This is a genomic window from Microbacterium sp. NPDC060117, assembly GCF_042729315.1.
In the GTDB taxonomy this organism is placed as follows: Bacteria; Actinomycetota; Actinomycetes; order Actinomycetales; family Microbacteriaceae; genus Microbacterium.
Map to the genome: position 1 here is coordinate 1311545 of NZ_JBHWXR010000001.1, position 19802 is coordinate 1331346.

A 19802-nucleotide genomic window follows, 5' to 3' on the forward strand; every position below is an offset into this window, starting at 1 on the left:
GCCGGTAGACTGGACCCTGCCCCGCCTCCCCTCGCTCCAGGAGCCCGCGTGACCTCTCCGAACACCCCCACCGACCACGTCCCCGACTCGGTCGCGAACGCAGAAGCGACGCCGGAGAAGGAGCAGCCGTACGCGGCGCTCGGCCTCAAGGACGACGAGTACGCGCGGATCCGCGAGATCCTCGGCCGCCGCCCCACGTCGGGCGAGCTGGCGATGTACTCGGTGATGTGGAGCGAGCACTGCTCCTACAAGTCCTCCAAGAACTACCTGCGCCGGTTCGGCCAGAAGGTCTCGGACGAGATGAAGAAGCGCCTCATGGTGGGCATGGGCCAGAACGCGGGCGTCATCGACGTCGGCGAGGGCTGGGCCGTCACGTTCAAGGCCGAGTCGCACAACCACCCCTCGTTCATCGAGCCGTTCCAGGGCGCCGCGACCGGCGTCGGCGGCATCGTCCGCGACATCATCTCGATGGGCGCCCGCCCGGTCGCCGTGATGGACGCGCTGCGCTTCGGCGCGATCGACGACCCCGACACGGCCCGCGTCGTGCACGGCGTCACCGCCGGCATCAGCTTCTACGGCAACTGCCTGGGACTTCCGAACATCGGCGGCGAGACGGTGTTCGACGCCGTCTACCAGGCCAACCCGCTCGTGAACGCGCTCGCGGTGGGCGTGCTGCGCCACGAGGACCTCAAGCTCGCGAACGCCACCGGCGTCGGCAACAAGGTCGTGCTCTTCGGCGCCCGCACCGGCGGCGACGGCATCGGCGGCGCGTCGATCCTGGCCTCCGACTCCTTCGACTCGACCGGCCCGACCAAGCGCCCCGCGGTGCAGGTCGGCGACCCGTTCGCCGAGAAGGTGCTCATCGAGTGCTGCCTCGAGCTCTACCGCGACGAGCTCGTCGAGGCGATCCAGGACCTCGGTGCCGCCGGCATCTCCTGCGCCACGAGCGAGCTGGCCGCCAACGGCAACAGCGGCATGCACGTGTCGCTCGACAACGTGCTGCTGCGCGACCCCACCCTGACCGCTGAGGAGATCCTCATGTCGGAGTCGCAGGAGCGCATGATGGCGATCGTCGCGCCCGAGAAGCTCGACGCCTTCCTCACCGTTGTGAAGAAGTGGGACGTCGAGACCTCGGTCCTCGGCGAGGTCACCGGCGACGGCCGCCTCATCATCGACTGGCAGGGCGAGCGCATCGTCGACTTGGATCCGTCCACCGTCGCCGTCGACGGCCCGGTCTACGACCGCCCGGTCGCGTACCCCACCTGGATCGACGCCCTGCAGGCGGACGCCGCGGAGCTGCTCCCCCGCGACAACGACCCCGAGGCCCTCAAGCAGCAGTTCCTGGCGCTGCTGGAGAGCCCGAACCTCGCCGACACCCGCTGGATCACCAACCAGTACGACTACTACGTGCTCGGCAACACCGCCCTCGCCTTCCCCGACGACGCCGGCATGATCCGCGTCGATGAGGAGTCGGGCCTCGGCTTCTCGATCGCGACCGACGCGAACGGCCGCTACAGCCAGCTCGACCCGTACGCGGGCGCGCAGCTCGCCCTCGCCGAGGCGTACCGCAACGTCGCCGTCACCGGCGCGGAGCCCACGGCGATCACCGACTGCCTGAACTTCGGATCCCCGGAGAACCCCGAGGTCATGTGGCAGTTCGGCCAGACGGTCGACGGCCTCGCCGACGGCTGCTTCGAGCTCGGCACCCCGGTCACGGGCGGCAACGTCTCCTTCTACAACCAGACCGGCGACGTGCCGATCCACCCGACCCCGCTGGTCGGCGTGCTCGGCATCATCGACGACGTCTCCCGCCGGATCCCCTCGGGCTGGCAGGACGAGGGCCAGAACATCTACCTGCTCGGCACCACCGCGACCGAGCTTTCCGGATCCGCCTGGGCCGACGTCATCCACGACCACCTCGGCGGCCTGCCGCCCAAGGTCGACCTCGCCGGCGAGAAGCGCCTGGCCGGCCTGATCGCCGCCGCGCGCGACGAGTGGCTGATCTCCTCGGCGCACGACCTGAGCGAGGGCGGCCTCGGCCAGGCCCTCGCCGAGGGCGTCATGCGCTTCGGCGTGGGCGCCCGCGTGTGGCTGACCGAGCTCATGGAGCGCGACGGCGTGGACGCCGCGACGGCGCTGTTCTCCGAGTCGGCCGGCCGCGTGATCGTGACGGTGCCCCGAGAGGACGACGTGAAGTTCCAGGGTCTGTGCGAAGGCCGCGGCTACCCCGTGCTCCGCATCGGCGTGACCGACAGCGCCCCGCAGCTCGAGGTGCAGGACGTCTTCACCGTCTCCGTCGACGAGCTGCGCGCGACCGCCCAGGCGACCCTGCCGGCGGCGTTCGGCCCGACCGTCGCGGAGCCCGTCGGGGCCTGAGGGCCCGGGAGGACGCTCATGAACAGCACCCCCGAGGAGACCGAGGACCTCTCGATCTACAGCGACCGGCGGCAGCGCCGGATCCGCATCACGGCATGGGTGGTGATCGTCGCTCTCATCCTGGTGGGCGGCGGCTCCACCGTGCTCGCGGTGCTGCTGGGCTGACACCGGCGGCCGCGCAACCCCTCGGGGACCGCCTCGCGCGCAGTTCTGCAACGAGGCTCGGCTGGTTCTGCAGGGTGCCGGGGTTCACCTCGGTCGCCCTGCGGCGTACCCTCGGGCAGGGAACGGAGGCGCCATGACCACCCAGCCCATCGACGTCGCCCTCGACGCGAGCGTCGAAGGGTATCTCATCGGATCCCCGGTGAGCATCATCCGCGAATACGCCTCGACCCCCGGATCCGGCCCGCGACTGCACCGGCACCCCTATGTCGAGACGTTCGTCATCCACCGCGGCCGCGCACTGTTCACCGTCGGCGATGAGCAGGTCGTCGGCGGGGGCGGGCAGATCCTCGTCGTTCCCGCGCTGGTCGCGCACCGCTTCGAAGTGCTCGACGGCGGCACCTATGAGGCCACGCACGTGCACGCCAACGACCGCTTCGTCACGGAGTGGCTCGAGTAGCGGATCCGGCGGTTCGGCGCCTGCGGAGGCGGGGGCGGGACAGCCGCTCCTCCCGCACGGGGTAGGTTCGAGAGCATGCGACCCGAGCGTGCGGTGACACTGCAGGACATCGCCGATCGCCTCGGTGTCTCCCGTTCGACGGCGTCGTTCGCGATCACGGGGCGCGGCCGCGTGTCGGAGGACATGCGCCGCCGTGTGCACGAGGTCGCCGACGAGCTCGGCTACCGGCCCAACACCGTCGCCCGCCACCTCAAGGGGTCGCGGACCGGAATGCTCGCGTTGCGCCTGCCGCCGGACAGCACCACGATGTCGTACTACATGGAGGCGACCTTCGGCATCGTCGAGGAGGCGAACCGCGCCGGCATGACGGTCATCATGCTGCCCACCGAGCAGAACGCCGACCGCGCCGATCAGCTCGTCGCCGATGCGGTGATCCTGCTCGACCCCGATCTCAACGACCCTGCAGTGCACACGCTGCTCGCCGGGCGCCTGCCCGTGATCACCGGCGAGCCGACGCCCGACGGCCTCCCGGAGCCCCGCGCCTGGGTCACCAGCGAGCACGCGCCCGCGGTGCGCGAGCTCATGGATCACCTCCTCGAACGCGGCATGCGCCGTCCGGCGATGCTCTTCCCCGAGCTGCGCGGCTACTGGGCCCTCACGGTGCGCGATGCCTTCGTGGACTGGTGCGCCGACCACGGCATCCGTCCCCGCATCACCGAGCTCGAGCACCCCGCCCCGCCGGAGGTCATCCACGCGGCCGTCTCTCAGCTCGTCGCGGCGGACGACGAGGATCCGGTCGACGCGATCGTGACAGTCTCCGACGGCACCGTGCTCAGCGTCGTCACCAGCGCGCAGCAGCTCGGCCGGACGGTCGGCGAGGACCTGCTCGTCGCTGCCCTGGTCGACACCGAGGTGCTCTCCCTCACCCGGCCCTCCATCACCGCGATCGACCTGCACCCCCGCGAGTTCGGACGGCGCTGCGCCCTCGCCGCCCTCGACGTGCTCGACTCCGACGGCGCCGCCGAAGCCGCGCCGCGCCGCGATGTCGTGCCGATCACCGTGCACTACCGCGACTCCACCCGCGGGTCCGCCTGACAGGCGCCGACAGGTCCGCCGGGCCTGATTCCCGAAGATCCCCTTGTTTTGCTTTATCGATATTGCTACTCTTCTAGCACCTTGATCCACTGACCTCTGCGGCCGACGGCGATGTCGTGTCGCTCTTCAGGAGCCCCTATGTCAACGCCCGACGAAACCCTGGCCTCACCGACCGAGCTCACGGCTCAAGTCACGGAGGGCCGCTTCAAACGGGTGCTCGGAGTGCCCTCGCTCGTCCTGTTCGGCCTCGTCTACATGGTGCCGTTGACGGCGTTCACCACGTACGGGATCGTCACCCAGCTCACCGGCGGACGCGTCGCCGCGACCTACATCATCACGCTCGTCGCGATGGTGTTCACGGCGCGGTCGTACGCGCGGATGTCGGTCGCCTATCCGTACTCCGGATCCGCCTACGTCTACACCCAGCAGTCGTTCGGCGGCGCCCTCGGCTTCCTCGCCGGCTGGGCGCTGCTGCTCGACTACCTGTTCCTGCCGATGATCAACTACCTCATCATCGGCCTCTACATGGGCAGCAGCTTCCCCGGGGTGCCCACCTGGGTCTGGATCGTCGCCGCCATCGCGATCGTGACCGTGCTCAACATCGTCGGAATCGTGTCCGTCGCCCGCGCGAACTTCGTGATCATCGCCGTGCAGGCCGTGTTCATCGTCGCGTTCATCGCGCTCTCCGTCGGCGCGGCATCCGGTCACGGTGTCGACCCGCTCACGCCGTTCACCGGAGACGGTACCGTCGGCAGCGTCCTTCCCCTGTTCCAGGGCGCGGCGATCCTGTGCCTGTCCTTCCTCGGCTTCGACTCGGTCTCGACCCTCGCCGAGGAGGCGAAGGACTCCCGGCGCACGGTGCCCAGGGCCATCATGATCGTCACCATCGCCGCGGGGCTGCTGTTCATCCTGCTCACCTACGTCGCCCAGATCGCCTACCCGTCGAACCGCTTCACCTCCGCCGACACCGCGAGCATCGAGGTGGTCGCCTCGCTCGGTCAGCAGTGGCTGTCCACCCTGTTCATCGCGGGCTTCATCGCCGGCAGCATCGGATCCGCCCTCACCTCGCAGGCCTCCGTGGCCCGCATCCTGTTCGCGATGGGTCGCGACGGGGTGCTTCCCCGCGCCGTCTTCGGCCACCTGAACAAGCGCTTCGGCACCCCGGTGATCCCGATCCTCATCGTCTCGGTCGTCTCGCTCTACGCACTGTTCGCCGATCTGCTCACTGTGTCGAACATGATCAGCTTCGGCGCCCTCATCGCGTTCTCCTGCGTGAACCTGGCGACGATCAAGCACTACTTCGTCGATCGCGGCGAGCGCAGCGGATGGAACGCGGTTCGCAACCTCATCCTGCCCGGCATCGGCTTCGCGCTCACGGTCTGGCTGTGGACGAACCTCTCCGGCATGACCTTCGTCGTCGGCCTGTCCTGGCTGGCGATCGGCTTCGTGCTGCTCCTCATCGTCACGCGGTTCTTCCGCCGCCCCACCCCGACCCTCGATCTGAAGGAGTGACATTGGTCGACACGATCGTCATCGCAGCACGCGTGCACTCGCTCGCACCGGAGACCGCAGAGGGGGCGGACGCCGTCGCGATCACCGACGGGCGCATCACCGCCGTCGGGCCCAGAGCCGAGATCCTCCCGCTCGCGGAAGCGGCCACGGAGCTCATCACCCACGCGAGCGCGACGATCATCCCCGGCCTCGTCGACGCGCACAGCCACCCGATCTACAGCCTCGGGATCGTCCGCGGGCTGTCGTTGACGGGCGTGCACACCTATGCCGAGCTCGTCGCGGCCCTCGAGCGAGGGCGCGACGAGCAGGCCGGCGACGAGTGGTTCCTCGCCTGGGGCCTCGATCCGACCGCGTTCGAAGGACGCCCGATCGGCAACGCCGCGCTGCACGAGGTGCTCGGGAGCGACCGCCCGGCCTACATCAAGATGTTCGACGCGCATTCGGGCATCGCCTCGGCATCTGCCCTGGCCCGCGCGGGAATCGATGCTCCGGTGACGCATCCGGACGGATCCGGGGCGGTCGGCGACGAGGACGGCCGCCTCACCGGGCACCTGATCGAGTTCCCGACCATGGAGATCGTCGAGCGGACCCTGCCCGTCCTGGGATTCGACGACCGGGTCGCGCAGCTCCATCGCCTGCTGTCCGACATGGCCGCGGTCGGCATCACGGCGGCGCACGTCATGGACCTGCAGGACGACGACGCGCTCGACCTGCTCGCTGCGATCGAGGCGTCCGGCGACCTGCCCGTGCGGCTGCGGATCTCTCCCTGGGTTACGCCCGAGACGACGGACGCAGAGGTCGCCGCGCTCGTCGGAATGCAGGGGCGCGGCGGCCGGCGGTACAGGGTCGAAGGCGTGAAGTTCTTCATCGACGGCACCGTCGAGGGCGGCACCGCCTGGCTTTCGCGTCCCGACGCCGAGGGCGAGGGTCTGTCCTCGACGTGGACGCCCGCCGAGGACTACGCGGAGCGGGTGCGACAGTTCGACGACGCCGGTGTGCCCACCGCGACGCACGCGATCGGCGAGCAGGGGATCCGCTTCGTCGCGGAGACGCTCGCGGCTCTGCCGAAGGGCGGCGTGCCGCACCGCATCGAGCACATCGAATCGGTCGAAGACGACGTCATCGCGATGATCGGCGCGAACGGCATCGTTGCGAGCATGCAGCCGACGCACTGCACGCACCATGTGCGCAGAGACGGCTCCGACGACTGGTCGCGACGCCTCGGCACCGAGCGCGCCGCACGCGCCTGGCGCACCGCCGACGTGCGCCGCAGCGGTGCGGTGCTCGCCCTCGGGTCGGACTGGCCGGTCGCGGCGTTCGACCCGTGGGAGATCCTGGCGGACGCCCAGGGGCGTCGATCCGTCGCCATGGCCGGCTCCGCGCCCGTCGGCCCGGAACAGGCGCTCACCGCCGTCGAGGCGCTCGAGGGGTACACGTCGCATGCGCATCGCGCGGTCGCGTCGGACGGAGGACGACTCGTCCCCGGTGCGCCCGCGGATCTCGTCGTGGTCGATCGCGATCCGCTGGCGGCCTCGCCCGAAGAGCTCCTCGGGGCTCGCGTGCTGCTCACCCTCGTCGACGGGAAGCCCACCGTCGGGCCGTGAGCACCGCCGGCCCGACCGAACACGGCGGGCCTAGAGTGAGCCGCATGGCTCCCGATCCCCGCGCGCTGCTCGAGGAGCTCCGCGCCGCGGCAGCGACCCAGGTCGCTGAGACCGACGCCGCGCTCCGGGAACTCCTGCGCGACCGGGAGGGCTCGAACGACGATGACGAGCACGACCCGGAGGGCGTGACGCTGTCGTCCGAGTGGTCCCGCCTCCACGGGCTCGCCGATGCCGCGGCCGCGAAGCTGCAGCAGGTCGACGATGCACTCGCCCGCCTGGACGCCGGCACCTACGGCATCTGCGCCTCGTGCGGCCGGCCGATCCCCGCCGGTCGTCTCGAGGTGCGCCCGTTCGCCGAGCACTGCGTCGCCTGCGCCGAGCGTCTCGGACGTTGAGGGCGCGCGACGAACCGGCGACCGCCTCCATCGTCGGAGGTGAGGTCGCGATCCCGAGTGCTGGTGCTCGCGCTATGACGGATCCAGCTCGTTCTGCCGCCCTGTGGGCTGAGTTGTCGGGATCGCGGTCTCACAGCAGGCCGCGACCTCGCGCGACGGCGATCGCATCTTCCCTGTTGGTCACTCCGAGCTTGCGGTAGATGCTTCGGACCTGGGACTTGACGGTGTTCGACGAGACGAAGAGGGCCGACGCCACGGCTTTGATCGATGACGTGTGCACGAGCTCGCCGAGCACGACGGCTTCCCGCTCGGTCAGGCTCGCCTCGTCCTCCCAGTGGAGCAGGAGAGACCGCGCCGGAATGTTCTGAGCGATGTCGTCGCGACCGACGTCTGCGAGCGCCCGTCTGACCCGTTCCAGGTCGGAGGACGGGATCAGCACGAGTGCCAGACGTTGACCGCTGTGCTCCAGGACGGCGGCGAGCTGGCGCGCGAGCCCCGCGGTCCTGGTCGACGGCGCGGCGCGGAGAAGAGCAGCCAGTTCGATGGTCAGCCGCTCCGCTTCCGAGCGGGCGGAGAGCCCTGCGACGACGGCGCGCCGGGATTCGCTGAGAACCGTGTCGATGCGCCCGAGGACCAGAGCCACACGCGCGCGCTGCACGTGCGCGTCGGCGCCGAGGCCCAGATCGCGGCGGAGGGCGACCGAGGCGGCGTGGGGGTCGCCGAGGGCGAGATGGATCACGCCGCGGATACCGGCGAGCCGACGCCGCGCATCGACGGATCGTCCCTCGGCGCCGCGCCTCGCGACCAACGCGTCGAGTCGGGCGATCGCTTCCCCCGGTCGCCCGTCGACGAGCTCCGTCCAGGCCTCGACGATCGCGATCTCGACCCAGAACTCGATCGTGTCGCGGTCGTGGACCATGCTCGCCAGATGCTCGCGCGCCGTGGCGGTGTCGAATCGTTCGAGGGCGATCAACGCTTCAGCCAGGCGGTAGAAGGTGCCCGAGTACATCGATCTCTGGACATCCGTCCAGTGGTCGTCGCGCGCGAGCTCGGCGTATCGGGCGGCCGAGCCCATGTCGCCGCGTAGGGCGTGGATGCCGGCCAGCATCGAGATGTTCCCGAACCCGTTGTGCGGGTGTTCCGGCGCCGCTTCGGCATAGCCCTTCGCCAGCGTTCCGAGCGCCTCCTCGACGTTTCCCGCGTAGTAGAACGACGTCCCGATCTGGCTGTAGATCCGTGGGATGTCGCCGACCTCCGCGCGCTGGTCGTCGCTCAGGCCATCGAGCGCGCGCACGGCCGCTCGCGCGGAGCGGATCCCGAGACGAGTACGGCCGAGGAGGCGATACGCAACCGCCTCGCTGGCTCGGATGAGAGCACGATCGATCGCGGGGAGTTCGTGCTTCCTGCCGTGCGCCACCCGCAGGACGGAGAGGAGGATGCGGGCGGAACGGAGACGGTGGTGCGGGAGGCCGAAGAACGACAGGCCGTAGACGAATCCGAGAAGCGGACGGCTCTGGAGATCGGCCGGCGGCAGATCACGGAGAAGTTCGCGGAGCTCGTCCGAATGGGCGGCGATCAGCGCGAACCACTCGGCGCGGAGCAGATCCATGACGACGTCGTAGTCCTCGATCGCGACGGCGTCCGAGATCTCCTGCACGGTCGCCGGAACAGCCAGCTCGGGAGGATTCCGGAAAGAGCCTTCTCTGCCGCGTGCGTCGCTCGTCTGTCCGTCTCCCAGAGCCGGCGTGCTCTCCATGTCCGATATTCTGCCGGAGTCGTCGCACCCCGATCGACCGCGGGTACGGCCTGCTCCGACGAGCCGATGCGCGGCCTGTTCATGCCGCCCGGACCGAGGGGGGCTCGCCGGACGAGAGGCCGTCATGAAGCACGTCGCGGGAGAACCGCTGCCCCGTGAACGCCAGGATCCGCCAGCCGAAGGCACGCGGCTGCTCGGCCTGAAGGCGAACCTCGCGAAGTTCTTCCTGCTCGCCGCTCTCGTTCCCCCGGCGACCGTGGCGATCGCCCGGCGAGCGTCGGAGCTCGAGGGTGCCGACGCTGCGGCGGGCTGGACTGCAGCCATCATCGCGATCGGCTCCGGCAGCGCGATCGCGGGCGCGCTGATCGCAGGGTGGGCGGCCGACCTCGGAGCACGGACGCTGCGCAGCCGCTGGTGGGTGCTCTTCGGGGGCACCGCGCTGGGGGTTCTCGCGCTCGCCTGGATGAGCCTCTCCCGTTCCGGATGGGAGCTCGCCGCCGGCTGGGGTCTGGCGCAGGGGGGCCTGTCGGGAGCGATCGCCGTGTCCCGGGCTCTGCTGACGCATGTGTCGGCCGTGCATCGGGAGCGCAGCGCGGTGGTCATGATCGCGGTGTCCTCGGTGGGGCTGCTCGTCCCCATCGCGATGTTGATGCTCCTTCCCGGATCCGCGTGGGGGACGACGATCTGCCTCGCGCTGTGCGCTGCGGCTGTGCCCGCGATCGCACTGACGCGCACTTCTCCGCGGACCGGGGACCGGGACCGCGCTCGGGCCTCCGTTCCCGCGCGCGAGGCGGACCGCACGGCGGCGCCGCGGATGTCGTGGGTCGCGGTTCTCGTGCTCGGCTTCAGCTCGCAGGTCGCCTTGTCGGCGTACCTGACATACCACCCGCTGGACATCGTCGCGCGTCTCGGTCTCGACTGGGATCGGGCGACCCAGGCGGGAACCCTCGTCCTCGCCGTAGCGCTCCTCGGTCTCGTCGGAGCGGCCACCGTCATGCTGATCCTCCCCCGCATGCTCAGATCCACGCTTCCGCTTCTCTCCGTCGCGGGGGTGCTGCTGGTGACGGGATTGTTCCTCCGGGCGATGACGACCTCCCTCGTGCTGCTGGCGCTGGCCGGCCTTCTCAGCGGGATCGCGATCGGCATCAGCACCACCTTGCTCTTCACCGCCGCATTGGCGCTCACGACGTCGGAACGAGCCGGCTGGAGGCTGGGCGTGTACAGCGCCGTCATCGGCATCGGCCAGCTCATCGGCCCGTCGCTCGTCCTCGGGGTCGTGATCGCGATCAGAGGCGTCCCGGACTATTCCACGCTCTTCCTGCTGCTCGCCGTCATCCCGTTCGGCTGGATCACCATCGCGATCGTGCTGATGCTCCGCCAGTGGCGCAGGGACCCGCTGCGGTCCTGCTGACCGGCCCGAGACTCCTGCGGCGCGCCTCAGCGGCGCGACGCCCCGTTTCACCCCCATTTCACCCCGGAATCGATCGCTTCCCCCGCACGGCTCGGACAGGCTGTTGAGTATCCGATACCTGCCGCGCGTGGGGAGTGGGGCAGCGCTCCGTCGGTGTGGGCGCAAGACGTTCGCGCCTGATCGCGGCATGCGATCTCGCGCCCGCCACCCACGACGCGCACCTGATTCAGAGCGTGACGACGAAGGAGAGACATCACGATGATGCAAGGACGTGCAGCGGGAAAGACTCAGGAGCCGAACGCGCCAGAGGGCGGGCCGTCAGTCGCCACGACGGGACGGATCAGCCGGCGCACGATCGTCCGAGGTGCGGTGTGGAGCGTCCCCGTGATCGCGACCGCCGCCGCGATGCCGCTGGCTGCGGCGTCGGTGGGTTCCCCGACTCTGAAGTTCATCAACGGCCCCTACAGCGTGGGCGGCTGCAGCGATCTGACCAACGTGACTCTCGCGGCGACGACGAACGGCACGACGCCTGCGGCGAGCACGACGGTGAGCGTCGTCCTGCCGAGTGGTCTCACCTGGGCGGACGGGTTCACCGGCCCCCGCAGCTTCACGACGGACCCGAACGGCAAGGTGGTCCTACCCGCGATCACAGCGAAGCCCAATGCGGCCTCCACCCCGTCTCTGGGTGCGTCGATGACCGGCGCGAACGCAACGGCGCCGGTGGTCGTGACCGCTCAGGTCGGCGCGAAGATCTACGACGTCGTCTCGACCGGGAACCCTCCCGCGACCGGGATCCCGCTCGGATCGGTGGCCGTCGGCCACGGAACCTTCCTCAACCCGGACGGCAGCCTGGTCTACTTCAACACCGTCGCAGGGAAGGCGATGCCGCTCGCGACCAATGTCACCAGCGGCACCACCGTCCTCATCGGAGGAACCCAGTCCTACTCCACGTATGTGTCGGGCGGGGTCGCCACCGTGCAGGACGTGGCCACGGGAACCACGATCACGGCCGCCGGCGTGCCGAACGGATCCACCGCGGTCGGTCATGCGACCTTCCTCGCACCCAACGGAGACCTGTACTACTTCAACTCGGCCACGAACACGTCCGTCCTCGTCGCCTCCGGGGTGTCGAGCGCGAAGGTGTCGCTCTTCAACGGGACACAGCCCGTTCTGACCTTCGTCGCGGGCGGCGTCGCGAGGGCGTACAACGCCACGACCGGGAGCTACGTCACCGCGACCGGCGTCCCCGCCGGAACCACCGCCGTCGGCCATTCCACGTACCTCGCCCCGGACGGGCTGCTCTACTACTACCGGGCAGCCACCGGCACCGCGGTCGTCGTGAGTTCGGGTGTGTCCAGCGCGACAACGACGCTCTATGGCGGCACCGATCCGTACGTGACGTATGTGACCACCGGCATCCCCGCGGTCTACGGCGTCACCAACGGGACCTATCAGACCGCGACGGGCGTTCCCGCGAACTCGGTCGTCGTCGGACACGCGACCTACCTCGCACCGGACGGACGGTTGGTCTACTACAACGCCGGGGCCAACGCGCCGATCGTCCTCGACACAGGTGTGACGAGCGCCGTCGTGCACCTCTACGGCGGCACCGACCCGATCGCGACCTACACGCACAACCTGGTCTGTTGACCCGGTGACGGAATGGCGGCGCGTGCACGTGCGCCGCCATTTCCGTCGGCATCGCCCACCAGAATGGATCCATGACCGCCGACGCCGACGTCCTCGCCCGTGCCCTCACCTCCGATGCCCCGCTCACATGGGTGCTGACCGGCGATTCGATCACGCACGGCCTGGTCCACACGCAGGGCGGTCGCACGTACGCGGAGCACCTGCACGAGATCGTCCGCGGCGAGCTCGGCCGGGTGCACGACGCGGTCATCGACACCGCGATCAGCGGATGGCGGGTCGTGCAGCTCCTCGACGACTTCGACCGCCGGGTCGCGACCTGGCGCCCGCAGGTGGTCACGGTCATGATCGGCACGAACGACTGCTCCGACGAGGGCGTGTTCCCCGTGATCACGCCCTCCGAGTTCGCGGCTTCGTTGACCGCGTTCGTCCGGCGCGCGCGCGAGCTCGGAGCGATCCCGGTGCTGCAGACGCCTCCCGCCGTGGACGTGCCGAACGCTCCTGAGCGCGGCCGCATCGCGGAGTTCGCGCAGGCGGTGCGCGACGTCGCAGCAGCCGAGGGCACGATCCTCGTGGATCAGTTCGCCCGGTTCGCCGCACTCGGCAACGGCGGGGTGCCGTGGGGACTGATGAACGACCCGTTCCACCCCAACGCCACGGGGCACGAGGCCCTCGCGCTCGAACTCGCCGAGGTGCTGGGCCTGGACCCGGTCGAGTCCCGCGTGCTGCCGAAGCTTCGCGCCGACGTCGCCGCAGGAAGGCTGAACTGACGCGGAGAGCACGCCTTCGCTCGCTGGCCGCATGGCGCCCTTCCAGGTCGCCCGCTGGTCGCAATCTGCCCCTCCAGACCGCTCTCTGGTCCCATACCGCCCCTTCGCGGGCATGGAAGGGGCGGTATGGGACCAGAGAACAGAGGCCGGCAGGACGCGACCAGCGGGCGGAACCGGGACGTCGGCGCCGGTCGCCACGGGGTGAGGTGCGCGGCGGTGCTGACGAGAGTGCTGTGACTGCATCCCGGCCGATGACGGGCGGATCCGTCCGGCATAGGCTGAGGGTCATCATGGACCCTCTGCAACAGATCCTCGAGTGGCTCGGACGCTTCTGGTGGGTGATCTTCCCCATCATGGGCGTGGCCGGCGGTCTGGCGCGGCGCTGGCAGATCCTGTCCCAGCAGCGCCACAAGCAGAAGCTGGAGACGCTGCGGTTGAAGGGCGAGATCAAGGCCGCCCAGCTCGCCGCGAGGGGTCAGGTCACGCCGACGATGTCACCGCGCGAGGTCGCGCAGCAGCAGGCGAACTCGTCGAAGGAGCTCCTCGGACGCCTGTTCACCGAGCACGACGAGATCACCGCCCGCTGGCTGGACTACGAGCTCGACGTCGCCAAGATGATCGCGTTTCCCGCCATGAGCGACGGGCGCCAGCCGCTGACCGCGGCGTTCCTGCGCGCGAAGAAGACCGCCGATGCGCTGCGGCCGAGCTCGGCCGACGCGAAGGTGACCGAGCAGCAGGTGTCGGAGTATCTCGACGCGGTCGGCAACTACGCGGTCGCCTTCGAGATCGCGGAGAAGGACGCCCGTCGCCTGCGCGATTCCACATTCACCGAGACGGAGCGCAAACGCCTCGAGCGCGCGCAGCACATGCTGAAGGTCGCCGTGGATCAGTCCGCCACGGCCGCAGAACGCCAGACCGCGTACCGCCGCGTGCGCGAGGAGCTGGACGGCCTCATCGATCTCTCCGACGCCGCCGTCGAGAACCTCGAGAAGAAGGTCGCCCTGCAGCTGGAGCGGGGCCAGGCTTCCGAGGCCGCCGTCCCCGCTCGCGACGGGGTCGAGACGGATCCGGCCCTCGCGTCGGCGTCGGTCCCGCAGCCGGATCCGGTCGCGCAGGGAGATCCCGACCCGCTCGCGGATCCGATCCCGGTCCGGGATCCGCTCGCAGCCGCGGATCCGCGGCGCCAGGCCGCGCCGCTGCGGAATCCGGAGCGCTGAGGTCGTGACCGGCAGGGACGCGCCGCTGCGCGTCGGACTCATCGGCGCGGGCGGGATCGCCGTGTCGCACCTGGACGCCTGGCAGGCGCTCGGCGCGGAGTGCGTGATCTCCTCGCGCACCCGCCCCGAAGCCCTCGCCGCGCAGTTCGACGTCGAGATCGCGGATGACGCCGACGCGCTCATCGAGCGGGTCGACATCGTCGGGATCCTCGCGCCCACGCCCACGCACCCCGACCTGGCGCTGCGCGCGATCGCGCGAAAGCGGCACGTGGTGTGCGAGAAGCCGCTCGCGGTGAGCGCGGTCGAGGCACGGCGCATCGCCGACGCCGCCGACGCCGCGGGCGTGCGCCTGTTCCCCGCTCATGTCGTGCGGTACTTCGCGGCGTACCGGCGGATCCAGCAGCAGGTCGCCGCCGGCGCGATCGGCGCGCTGCAGTCACTGCGGCTCAGCCGCTCGGGAGCGGGACCCGCGACGGCGTGGTTCTACGACGAGGGCGCCGGCGGCGGACTGATCCGCGATCTGCTCATCCACGACATCGACCAGGCGCTGTGGCTCGCCGGGCCCGTGATCTCGGTCGCCGCGCGGCAGGATCCGCAGAGCGTCGACGGACGCTTCTCGCCACCGGTCTCCGCGATCGTCGAGCTCACCCACGCGAACGGCGCCACGACGCGGATCGACGGCGGCTGGCTGGGCGCGGGGACACCGTTCCGCACCACGATCGAGGTGTCGGGCACGGAGGGGACGCTCGCGCACGACAGCGCTGCTGGCGGCGGCGAGACCGCGGTCGCGGGGCCGGACCCGTCGGCCGAGCCCGACGCCGGCTACCTCCCGCCGCAGACCGAGGACCACCCCTACCGCACCCAGATCGCCGACTTCGCCGAGGCGATCCGCACCCGGCGACCCGCTCGGGTGACCCCGGCCGACGGCATCGCCGCGGTCGCCGTCGTGGATGCGGCGTATGCCTCCATCGCCGCAGGCGGCGCCGCCGTGCCGGTCTAGCGCGGAGTCCGGCCGGATGAGGGCAGGGCGATCCTGCCGTCGGGAGCGAGCGTCACCGCGCTCCCGCCGAAGTCGCGGCGCCCGCGCTGATCCATGAGCCGCGCCGCACTCCCTGCGGCGTCGGGCAGCGGAGTGCCGTCCGGGTAGTCGAACCGGACCGACCGCACCCGGCCCGCGACCACCGTCCCATCCGCGCGCAGCCGGATCGAGAGGTAGGCGCCGTAGCGCGTCGCCGGATCCTTGCCGAACACGCCCCCTCCGCCGAAGTTGCCGAGGCTGTAGGCGATGAGACGGCCGCGGTACCACTCCATGCCCCGGAGCACGTGGGGACCGTGTCCGAGGACGAGATCCGCCCCGGCGTCGATCGCCGCGTGGGAGAAGGCGACCGGATCCCCGCGATCCTCGCCGTACATCGACTCCGTGCCGAGAGCGACCACGTCGGCACTCGGCCCCTCCGCCCCCATGTGCGCCTGCACGACCACGACGTCGGCCCGTGCGGCCGCGGCACGCACGACGGCGCGCACGTGCCGGAGGTCGGTGACGCGGTTGAAGTCCGCATAGGGTGCGAAGCCGATCATCGCCACCGTGACGTCGCCGATCCGCATGTAGGCGATCTCGTCGCGACCGCCCACCGCCCGGATCCCCGCCCCGGCGAGCGTCGCCATGGTGTCGTCGTAGCCCGCCTGCCCGAAGTCGCGGCTGTGGTTGTTCGCGAGGTTGAGGATGTCGAAACCCGCGAGGCCCGCGACCGAGGCGGGGTCGCTGCGGAAGGCGAGGCAGTCCGGATCCTTCCCGCATTTGTCGTGCCCCGTGTCGGGCGCGATCGCCTGCTCGAGGTTGCCGGTGACGATGTCCTCCGCGAACCACGGGCGCACGCCGTCGAAGTGCCCGGCCCCGTGGTCTGCGGGCGTCGAGCGGCTCGCGTCGTAGAGCAGGATGTCCCCGGTCGCGCCGATGCTGACCTCACCGGCGCGCTGCGCGGACTGCTGCGGGATCGTCGCGGGTGGGGCGGGCAGTGCCGCCGCCCCGGTCGCGACGATGCCGACGACCGCGAGCCCCAGCACCGCGGCGGGAGTGCGCCACGGGAGGCGACGGCGGGAGGGCGACTCCGCGGAGCGGCGGCGAGAGCGCGACTCCGCCGGGCGCCGCCGCGCGGGCAGGTCGAACAACCAGGACAGCCTGTCCCGAGTGACCAGGGCGCCGATCCCGACGCTGACGGCGATGACCACGGCTGTGAGGACCACCGGCAGCAGGACAGCCGCGACCAGCTGCACCGGCCGCCCGGCGTCCGACACCCGCTGCGCCACGAGGGCGTCGGCGAGCGCGAGCACCGGCATGTGGATCACGTAGATCTGCAGCGTGCGCCTGCCGAGCCGGCCCAGGGCTCGACCGAGCCGGGGCACCCTCGCCAGCAGCGGCGCCACGGCGATCCCCGCGCCGACGCCGAGGAGGGCGACCGCCGGCCACACTCCCGGGATCTGCTCCGTCCCGGTGGCCCGCACCACGGCGAAGGCGCCGAGGTAGAGCGCCACGGACGAGGCCGCGAGCAGAGGACGCGGGCGGGCCGCGAGACCGATGACCCGCCGCGAGAACGTCGTGCCGATGAGGAAGTAGAGCAGGTTGGCGAGCAGCGATCCGCGGTTGCTCACGATGTCGATGAGCCCCGCGCCCACGGCGGTCGTCAGCGCGGCGGCGGCAGCCAGGGGCATCCAGGCCGGCAGGCGGCGCAGCGCCTTCGCCACGAGGAAGTAGAGCGCGAGTGCGTAGAGGTACCAGGCGTTCGGCGGGCTGATCGTGATCGCCTCGACGAACTCCGCGACGGACCTCGGGATCAGGGTGGGGAAGTCGGGGAACGCCCACATCGTCACCATGTGGATGAGCGTCCAGAGCAGGTACAGGTACAGGAACCGCAGGACACGGCTTCGGAACACGGCGGCCCACGGCCGGGCGACCGCGTTCGCGGCGAAGCAGCCGGAGATGAGGAAGAACAGCGGCATCCGCACCGGGTAGGCGAGATCGGAGATCAGGCCCCAGGCGCCGGGGATCGGCAGGCCGATGCGCCAGTCGATCGTGAGATAGCTCTTCATCGCGACGTGCCAGAACACGACGAGGACGATCAGCAGCCCCTTGGCGGCGTCTGCCCAGGCCAGCCGGGTCGTCGGGGCGGGCCCGGCGACCGTCACGCGGCGGATCCTGACGAGTGCGGCGCCTCCGCGTGCCGCGCGGCCCCCGCCGCCGGAATCGGCGCGAACGCGGCATCCAGGAGCTCGGCGATCAAGCCGGTGTAGTCGAGGCCCATCGCCGCGTACATCAGCGGCACCTGGGACCGTTCGGTCATCCCCGGCGTCGTGTTCACCTCGTTCAGCACCGGGCCGTCGGCGGTGACGAAGAAGTCGAAGCGGGCCACGCCGGCGCACCCGAGTGCCTCGTACAGCCGCCTCGCCGCCGAGCGGACGGCAGCCTCGTCGGCGGGGTCGATCGGGGCCGGCACCGTGAAGCGGGCGGTGCCGTCGTACTTCTCCGTGGCGCCGAACACATCGCCGGGCGCCACCGCGATCTCGAGCGGCGCGCCGAGGCGCAGCGTGCCGTGCCGATCGCGGAAGACGGCGACGTCGACCTCGCGGCCGGTGACGTACTCCTCGATCAGCACCGGATCCCCGAACGTCCGCGCGCGATCGACGGCGTCCGGAAGACCATCGAGGTCGGCGACCACGAAGACCCCGTTGCTGGATCCACCGCCGGCGGGCTTCACGACGAAGGGCGGGGTCAGACCGGCCACCGTGATCCCGACCTCGCCCCCGGACGAGACGACGCGCCCGCGCGCCGTCTCGATCCCCAGCGATGCGGCGACCAGCTTCGTGGCGTGCTTGTCCATCCCCAGGGCGCCGGCGCGGACCGGGGATCCGGCAGAGGGCACTCCGCACAGATCGAGCAGCCCCGCGATCGTGCCGTCCTCGCCCCGTTCGCCGTGCAGCACCGCGAACGCGACATCGCAGCCCGCGACGAGCTCGACCGCACGGTGCACGGGCAATGCGACGCCCTGCTCGTCCCGCCACGCACCGTCCTCACCGATGGTGAGCGGGACCGCGATGTGCGTCAGTGCACGGACAGCCCGTGTGACGCCGGCCGCGGACGCGAGGGAGACCGCGTGCTCGTGATTCGCGCCGCCTCCGATGACGGCGATCCGGCGGCGGGGGTGCTGAGACATGCGGTTTCTCCTTGGGACGGGTGCGGGGTTCGGGGTGACGCGTCGAGGGTTCGACGGATGCGGGAAGCCCGAGCGCCCACCGCCGTGACGATCTCGTGCTCGATCGTGCGCGCCCACGCCGCCCACTCGGCGACCGTCGGCGCGCCGTCCCGACCCGGGCCGAAGATCGTGACGCGCTCGCCCGGGCGCAGCAGTCTGTCGCCGGTGTCGACGACGACCATGTCCATCGAGAACCTGCCCACCAGCGGCCGCCTCTCACCGTGCACCAGCACCTCGGCCCGCCCCGATGCCGCGCGCGGGAGCCCGTCGGCGTAGCCGAGCGGCAGCAGCGCCAGACAGGTGCGGGACGAGGTGACGAAGTCGTGGCCGTATCCGACGCCGGTGCCCGCCGGAGCCTCGCGGGAGGACACGACGCTCGAGGTCAGCGTCAGGGCGGGCCGCAGATCGTCGGTCGTGCGGGACGGATCGATGCCAAAGAGCCCGGCGCCGATGCGGTGCAGGTCGTACCCGGCCGCGGTTCCGGTGAGCGTCGCCGCGGTGGCGGCGAGATGCAGGAGGTGCGGACGCAGACCGCGACGACGGGCGGTGCGGACCGCGTTCTCGAACACCAGGCGCTCGCGCACGTTCTGAGCGTTCCCCGGGTCGTCGGCGCAGGACAGGTGCCCCATCACGCCCACCACGCGGATCGCGCCCGCCGCCTCCTGCTCGCGCGCGAGCGCGCACAACGACGCCCAGTCCTTCGGCGGACAGCCGTCACGGCCCGTGCCGACATCGACGTGCAGGTGCACCCGAGCCGTGGTTCCCGTCGCCCGCGCGGATCCGGCGATCGCGAACAGCAGCTCGAGGTTCGGGGCGGCGAGGTCGACGTGCAGGTGCAGAGCCGTCTCGACGTCGGCGTCCGGCGTGTTGAGCCAGCTCAGGATCGGTGCGTCGATGCCCGCCTGCCGCAGCGCGAGCGCCTCGTCGATGCTGGTCACCCCGATCGAGCCGGCACCCGACTCGATCACCGCAGCAGCGATGTCCCCGTGTCCGAACGCGTCCGCCTTGAGGACCGCCATCAGCCGCCCGCCGGTCAGCGCACGGAATCGCTCGGTGTTCTCGCGGAGCGCATCCTCATGGACGACGAGTTCCGAAGCAGGCGATCGCATGGATTCGAGTCAATCCATGGCCGGGTTGCCGGAGCGTATCC

The 19802-nt window shown here is 70.9% G+C and carries 16 protein-coding genes; 12 read left to right on the forward strand and 4 right to left on the reverse strand.

The genetic code is table 11. The annotated features are described in order from the left end of the window. Positions 1–48: 48 nt before the first annotated feature. The 7 genes from purL (at position 49) to ACFWCK_RS05915 (ending at position 7604) form a co-directional block, all read left to right on the forward strand. Positions 49–2376, forward strand: coding sequence for a phosphoribosylformylglycinamidine synthase subunit PurL (gene purL, locus ACFWCK_RS05885; RefSeq protein ID WP_378804984.1), 2328 nt, complete (start codon positions 49–51; stop codon positions 2374–2376). 18 nt (positions 2377–2394) lie between these two features. Beyond that, entirely contained in the window at positions 2395–2541 is a 147-nt protein-coding gene (locus tag ACFWCK_RS05890; RefSeq protein ID WP_233311659.1) for a hypothetical protein, read from the forward strand. Positions 2542–2674: 133 nt separating this feature from the next. Next, a complete protein-coding gene (locus ACFWCK_RS05895) occupies positions 2675–2998 on the forward strand; it encodes a cupin domain-containing protein (protein ID WP_378804985.1) in 324 nt (107 codons plus the stop codon). A 75-nt stretch (positions 2999–3073) separates the two neighbouring features. After that, on the forward strand, positions 3074–4093 hold the full coding sequence (locus tag ACFWCK_RS05900; protein ID WP_378804986.1) for a LacI family DNA-binding transcriptional regulator: 1020 nt from the start codon (positions 3074–3076) through the stop codon (positions 4091–4093). 138 nt (positions 4094–4231) lie between these two features. Continuing rightward, positions 4232–5605: an APC family permease gene (locus ACFWCK_RS05905; RefSeq protein ID WP_378804987.1), complete on the forward strand. Its 1374-nt coding sequence runs from the start codon at positions 4232–4234 to the stop codon at positions 5603–5605. 2 nt (positions 5606–5607) lie between these two features. Next, entirely contained in the window at positions 5608–7209 is a 1602-nt protein-coding gene (locus ACFWCK_RS05910) for an amidohydrolase (RefSeq protein ID WP_378804988.1), read from the forward strand. A gap of 44 nt (positions 7210–7253) precedes the next feature. Beyond that, positions 7254–7604, forward strand: coding sequence for a TraR/DksA family transcriptional regulator (locus ACFWCK_RS05915; RefSeq protein WP_378804989.1), 351 nt, complete (start codon positions 7254–7256; stop codon positions 7602–7604). 130 nt (positions 7605–7734) lie between these two features. Here the strand turns inward: ACFWCK_RS05915 and ACFWCK_RS05920 are convergent, their stop codons facing one another. Next, complete coding sequence (locus ACFWCK_RS05920) at positions 7735–9360, reverse strand: LuxR C-terminal-related transcriptional regulator (RefSeq protein ID WP_378804990.1); 1626 nt, start codon at positions 9358–9360, stop codon at positions 7735–7737. Between the two features lie 124 nt (positions 9361–9484). Between ACFWCK_RS05920 and ACFWCK_RS05925 the strand changes: the two genes are divergently transcribed. The 5 genes from ACFWCK_RS05925 (at position 9485) to ACFWCK_RS05945 (ending at position 15405) form a co-directional block, all read left to right on the forward strand. Further along, on the forward strand, positions 9485–10771 hold the full coding sequence (locus ACFWCK_RS05925) for an MFS transporter (protein ID WP_378804991.1): 1287 nt from the start codon (positions 9485–9487) through the stop codon (positions 10769–10771). A gap of 384 nt (positions 10772–11155) precedes the next feature. Further along, entirely contained in the window at positions 11156–12421 is a 1266-nt protein-coding gene (locus ACFWCK_RS05930) for a hypothetical protein (RefSeq protein WP_378804992.1), read from the forward strand. Positions 12422–12492: 71 nt separating this feature from the next. Beyond that, positions 12493–13188, forward strand: a complete 696-nt coding sequence (locus ACFWCK_RS05935) for an SGNH/GDSL hydrolase family protein (RefSeq protein WP_378804993.1) — start codon at positions 12493–12495, stop codon at positions 13186–13188. Between the two features lie 290 nt (positions 13189–13478). Further along, positions 13479–14405 carry a hypothetical protein gene (locus ACFWCK_RS05940; protein WP_378804994.1) on the forward strand — a complete coding sequence of 309 codons (927 nt, stop codon included), beginning with the start codon at positions 13479–13481 and terminating at the stop codon, positions 14403–14405. A 4-nt stretch (positions 14406–14409) separates the two neighbouring features. Beyond that, positions 14410–15405 carry a Gfo/Idh/MocA family protein gene (locus ACFWCK_RS05945; protein ID WP_378804995.1) on the forward strand — a complete coding sequence of 332 codons (996 nt, stop codon included), beginning with the start codon at positions 14410–14412 and terminating at the stop codon, positions 15403–15405. Here the strand turns inward: ACFWCK_RS05945 and ACFWCK_RS05950 are convergent. Genes ACFWCK_RS05950 through alr form a run of 3 tightly spaced genes read right to left on the reverse strand, consistent with a single transcriptional unit; the run spans position 15402 to position 19761 of the window. Beyond that, a complete protein-coding gene (locus tag ACFWCK_RS05950) occupies positions 15402–17588 on the reverse strand; it encodes a CapA family protein (RefSeq protein WP_378804996.1) in 2187 nt (728 codons plus the stop codon). The two genes, ACFWCK_RS05945 and ACFWCK_RS05950, sit on opposite strands and share 4 nt — an antisense overlap. Then, positions 17585–18613 (reverse strand): ATP-grasp domain-containing protein, encoded by a 1029-nt coding sequence (locus ACFWCK_RS05955; protein ID WP_378804997.1) that lies wholly within the window; start codon positions 18611–18613, stop codon positions 17585–17587. The genes ACFWCK_RS05950 and ACFWCK_RS05955 overlap by 4 nt, the downstream gene beginning before the upstream one ends. Continuing rightward, entirely contained in the window at positions 18502–19761 is a 1260-nt protein-coding gene (gene alr, locus ACFWCK_RS05960) for an alanine racemase (protein WP_378804998.1), read from the reverse strand. The genes ACFWCK_RS05955 and alr overlap by 112 nt, the downstream gene beginning before the upstream one ends. Positions 19762–19802: the final 41 nt, after the last annotated feature.

Excerpts from the sequence above, each read along its gene's own strand:
- ACFWCK_RS05890 (WP_233311659.1), top strand. The coding sequence starts at position 2,395 with ATGAACAGCACCCCCGAGGAGACCGAGGACCTCTCGATCTACAGCGAC.
- ACFWCK_RS05895 (WP_378804985.1), top strand. The coding sequence starts at position 2,675 with ATGACCACCCAGCCCATCGACGTCGCCCTCGACGCGAGCGTCGAAGGG.
- ACFWCK_RS05900 (WP_378804986.1), top strand. The coding sequence starts at position 3,074 with ATGCGACCCGAGCGTGCGGTGACACTGCAGGACATCGCCGATCGCCTC.
- ACFWCK_RS05905 (WP_378804987.1), top strand. The coding sequence starts at position 4,232 with ATGTCAACGCCCGACGAAACCCTGGCCTCACCGACCGAGCTCACGGCT.
- ACFWCK_RS05915 (WP_378804989.1), top strand. The coding sequence starts at position 7,254 with ATGGCTCCCGATCCCCGCGCGCTGCTCGAGGAGCTCCGCGCCGCGGCA.
- ACFWCK_RS05920 (WP_378804990.1), bottom strand. The coding sequence starts at position 9,360 with ATGGAGAGCACGCCGGCTCTGGGAGACGGACAGACGAGCGACGCACGC.
- ACFWCK_RS05925 (WP_378804991.1), top strand. The coding sequence starts at position 9,485 with ATGAAGCACGTCGCGGGAGAACCGCTGCCCCGTGAACGCCAGGATCCG.
- ACFWCK_RS05935 (WP_378804993.1), top strand. The coding sequence starts at position 12,493 with ATGACCGCCGACGCCGACGTCCTCGCCCGTGCCCTCACCTCCGATGCC.
- ACFWCK_RS05940 (WP_378804994.1), top strand. The coding sequence starts at position 13,479 with ATGGACCCTCTGCAACAGATCCTCGAGTGGCTCGGACGCTTCTGGTGG.
- ACFWCK_RS05955 (WP_378804997.1), bottom strand. The coding sequence starts at position 18,613 with ATGTCTCAGCACCCCCGCCGCCGGATCGCCGTCATCGGAGGCGGCGCG.
- alr (WP_378804998.1), bottom strand. The coding sequence starts at position 19,761 with ATGCGATCGCCTGCTTCGGAACTCGTCGTCCATGAGGATGCGCTCCGC.